Origin of the sequence: Erysipelatoclostridium sp. An173, assembly GCF_002160495.1 — a bacterium.
Lineage (GTDB): Bacteria > Bacillota_I > Bacilli_A > Erysipelotrichales > Coprobacillaceae > Thomasclavelia > Thomasclavelia merdavium.
The window spans coordinates 1-3,955 of sequence record NZ_NFKR01000072.1; the positions used below are offsets into that span (position 1 = coordinate 1).

The following is a 3,955-nucleotide window of genomic DNA, read 5'->3' on the forward strand; positions in this document are numbered from 1 at the left end:
AAAACTGCTTTGATCCTTAAACAGGTCCATGGTTTGCGTATTTCCCATCAGACTGTCATTAATTATGCCAGTTCTGTTTCTGCTGTCATAAAACCGCTTATCGATAAATATCCTTATAAAATCGGTAATACCCTTTCCGGTGATGAAACATATATCAAGGTCAGAGGCAAAGATAACTATGTTTTCTTCTGGTCCGCCCCTGTAAATAAGATCATCACTTCCTATAAGATATATCCGGTTAGAGATACGCTATGTGCATGTCGGTCAATAAACGACTGTCTCAGCAAATATCAGAAAATACCCGATGACCTGACTTTGATTACAGATGGCAATCCTATTTATAATGCAGCTCAGATTTTCTTTGAAATAAACGATATTTATTTTGATCTGCATCAGGTAATTGGTGTTAAAAACAAAGATGAAGAGTCCAAGAAATATCGTCCTTTCAAACAGATCGAAGAACGTCTTAATAGAACATACAAACAGAATTACTACGGTACAAATGGTTATGACAGACTCGAATGCGCCAACAGTTATATGGTTCTGTTTGTATGCTTCTTTAATTTTCTAAGACAGCATTCATCATTAGACTTTAAAACACCTGTAGATGATGAGCTTTTTGATGATTCGATGCTTATGCCGGAACGATGGTTAAAACTGATTGAATTAAGTTCACAATATCACATTAATTAGCATTGTTTAAAAATTACTGTGAGACCCGATACCCTCATTGCGCCCTTTTTCAGAGCTTTTTTTATCATTTTTCCAGTCTTACGATTTACGATTTTTCAAAACTGGATTTTACTCTTTTTATTTTTGCAGATTCGTGTAAAAAAGTACAAAAATTTTCAGTTCGATATTAATTTTTCATAAATTCTTTACACTACCTGTTTTATTTTCCTTTTCAGATATTCCTGCATTCTTTTAAAAATGATGTAAGAATCAAGGCTGTCAGACCAATTTCTAAAGCACATAAACAACCTTTTACACACCAACAAAAAAAGTGGCCACATCAGCCACTTCAAATATTTAATTTTAAAATGGTTGCAGGAGATGAAATTGCACCACCAACTCCAGGAAAGGAACCTAATAAGCTGCTACTTGTTCTATCTCACCTTGTCTTTATTGATTTTTTTGCAAATTTGCATTATAATGACAATGTTATATTTTTTATAATATGCCGTATTAGCTCAATGGATAGAGCAATTCTTTACCAAAGAATAGGTTGTGGGTTCGAATCCCACATACGAAAATTCCGAGTATCAATGATACTCGTTTTTTTATCTAGCAATTATTTTAGATTTCAATAACTTATTTAATATTATATCTATTTCTATGAAAATCCATATTTTTCTTTATTCCTATTGAAAAAATAATTATACTATCCTTTATAGACATTACAATAGTTAACCCTATTACATATTTCAATCCCTTGCCTGTAAAATAATTATACAATGTAGCAATTATGAGATATATCATAAAAACTAAAAAAATCTATTCAAAATTACCTATATCATTTTTTCTATCTTCTGAAGAAATGTAATATAAAGTCAATATAATTAGAAGAACAATATAACCTAATACAAGACTAAAGTTCACCATAACACACCGTCTTTTTTAAACTAATACCACAATTTGAAAAATAATCAAATATTCAATTTGTAAGATGTTATTTTTTTACGTAAAATATATAAAAAAGATATTTTACAAAAAACAGCAATTTACATAGTTTATAATTATAAAATTAAAAATGGTATTGTCATTTGATTTTCCCTTTGACTCTTTTTATTACTTTTATAAAGTCAAAAATCATAAGCGAATATAGCAGTATAGATAACCAAAAAATATACAAATAAAATAAAATCAGTATATTATAACTAGCCATACTAAATTGATTTATTAATACATACAAAGCAATATCTATCAATGACAATATAACTACTGTATACGCCTTATAGAATACCTTGTCAAGAAAGTTATTTTTAAACAATGAATTAACATACTCTACATTTAAAAGAGCAAAAATAATTGATATTCCTGAAAATACAAAACCAGCAATTGTGGCAGATATTGTAGTAAGTGTCTCTAATGAATTACTAATTTTTTTAATATTAATATATTCATTGAACATATAAAACAATGCTGATAAAAATAAAACATATGCTATAGTTCTATACATATATATTTGTTTATACTTCTTTTTTTTAGAAATGATAAATAAGACAAATCCTATTATCAAAAGCAAAATGCATATTAAAAATTTAATTTTGTCCACAATATCATCTCCTTTTTTATAGTTTGTCTATTTTTATATTTATTAATCTCTTATATGATTACGCAAATCATTTTTTTGTTTATTATATGCCTGTATAATAATTTTTTTAAAATCATTTTCATTTAAAGTATTAATCATTTGAATTGAAACATAACTATTAAATTTATAATCTAATAAATTATATGTTACCATTGTTTCATCTTCATCTCTTGCATTAATAGAAATCTTCTTTAAATCATTATTATGTAGTTGCTCTAAATCATCTTTTAATTTCAATAACTCAGCTGCACGTCTTGTAAGTGATTTATTCCTAGGGGGAGCTAAACTTACTGTTATTGTACTTTTATTTATATTTAGCGAATCTAAAACAGTATCTGTTACTCCAGGAATATCCCTTAAAACATTTTCTTTAGGATTACAATAGCTATATTGTATAGTCCCCAATATTGATTTATTAATAATTTTTTCTAAAATATTATCCGTAGTTATTGGCGTACAATCAAATGTTATTGTTTGATCAATTGAATTTAAATATTTTTCAAAAACAACTCTACTTGGAGCTCCGGATAACATTAAAAAGGACATTATACAATTTTCAAAATCCACAAATAAATAAGTATACGTTTCAATTGTTTCCCCATTATCTAATTCTATGTTTGATAAATTACCAGTATCATGATTTCTTTTTCCTATGACATTTTCAGGTGTTTCTTTTCCTATTCGTACAAACATCTCTTTTTCTTCCATTGCAATGTATTCAATCATATATTTTTCAAATGTTTCAAAATGTTCGTATTTGTACCCGTTTTTATTTGTTTTTAAATTAGAATACACGTCATCAAAAAAATCCTTAATTTCTTTATAATTTAACTTTTCTTCATTTTTATTAATGCTTTTTTCTGCTTGAATTTGATAAAAATTAATTCTTTTTCTTGTTTGTTTAGTTTCCATGCTCTATCTCCCCATATATATGATTACAAATTATACCACATTTTTCGACATAAAGCGACACTATCACGAAAACACACTAAAGGAAAGAAGATATTATTGTTCGAAATAAAATATGATGCCATTTGTCTAAAAACAAAAAACTTAGAAGAGATTGAACTTTTCTATTATAAACATATCAAAAAATAAGAATAAATATATTATCTCCTGCAACTTTGAAACTACATACAGTTAAGTAGACTATATTAAGCTACTATTTGCTACACCATACCTTATTTAAAATAAAAAGGATTTATTTTTCCATTTTTATTATCATATCTTCTTTTAAACGAAACTCACCTTTACAATACGGATAATTAAAAAATAGAGCATTTCGGTTTAAATTGCTTTTTGAAATTCTTCTGCCAATATGAATATCTTTTGCTTTTATTACTCTATACCATTGATGAACTTCTGCGCGATAATTATAATAACATTTCATTATTTCACCATATTTAGGATATTTTACATACCATTTCCCACCATTCATTTTATTTTTCTCCTTTCAGTGCGCACGTTCTTGCGCTTAATTTATATTTCTTTTGAAATCATCGCTCCTACATTGCGATGTAAAGCAACCGACTTACCTCGCGGGGATAACCCAACGGGGACCATAGCATGTCGGTAAAGCCAGGATTAGTCCTTTTAGGACGAGTGGCTTGGCGAGCTAGGCCATATATGGTAAAGCTTCTA

The 3,955-nt window shown here is 27.8% G+C and carries 4 protein-coding genes and 1 tRNA gene; 2 read left to right on the forward strand and 3 right to left on the reverse strand.

Annotation, left to right across the window (positions count from 1 at the left end):
- Both B5F09_RS14240 and B5F09_RS14245 read left to right on the forward strand, forming a co-directional pair.
- A partial coding sequence (locus B5F09_RS14240; protein WP_087374991.1) for a DDE-type integrase/transposase/recombinase occupies positions 1 to 693 on the forward strand: 693 nt, incomplete at its 5' end.
- Between the two features lie 487 nt (positions 694 to 1,180).
- A tRNA-Gly gene (locus B5F09_RS14245) sits at positions 1,181 to 1,251 on the forward strand.
- 508 nt (positions 1,252 to 1,759) lie between these two features.
- Here B5F09_RS14245 and B5F09_RS14250 read toward each other — a convergent pair.
- From B5F09_RS14250 to B5F09_RS14260, 3 genes are all read right to left on the reverse strand, one after another.
- Entirely contained in the window at positions 1,760 to 2,275 is a 516-nt protein-coding gene (locus tag B5F09_RS14250; RefSeq protein WP_087374992.1) for a hypothetical protein, read from the reverse strand.
- A 42-nt stretch (positions 2,276 to 2,317) separates the two neighbouring features.
- A complete protein-coding gene (locus B5F09_RS14255) occupies positions 2,318 to 3,226 on the reverse strand; it encodes a hypothetical protein (RefSeq protein ID WP_087374993.1) in 909 nt (302 codons plus the stop codon).
- Positions 3,227 to 3,515: 289 nt separating this feature from the next.
- On the reverse strand, positions 3,516 to 3,752 hold the full coding sequence (locus B5F09_RS14260) for a hypothetical protein (RefSeq protein ID WP_087374994.1): 237 nt from the start codon (positions 3,750 to 3,752) through the stop codon (positions 3,516 to 3,518).
- Between the last annotated feature and the right edge of the window lie 203 nt (positions 3,753 to 3,955).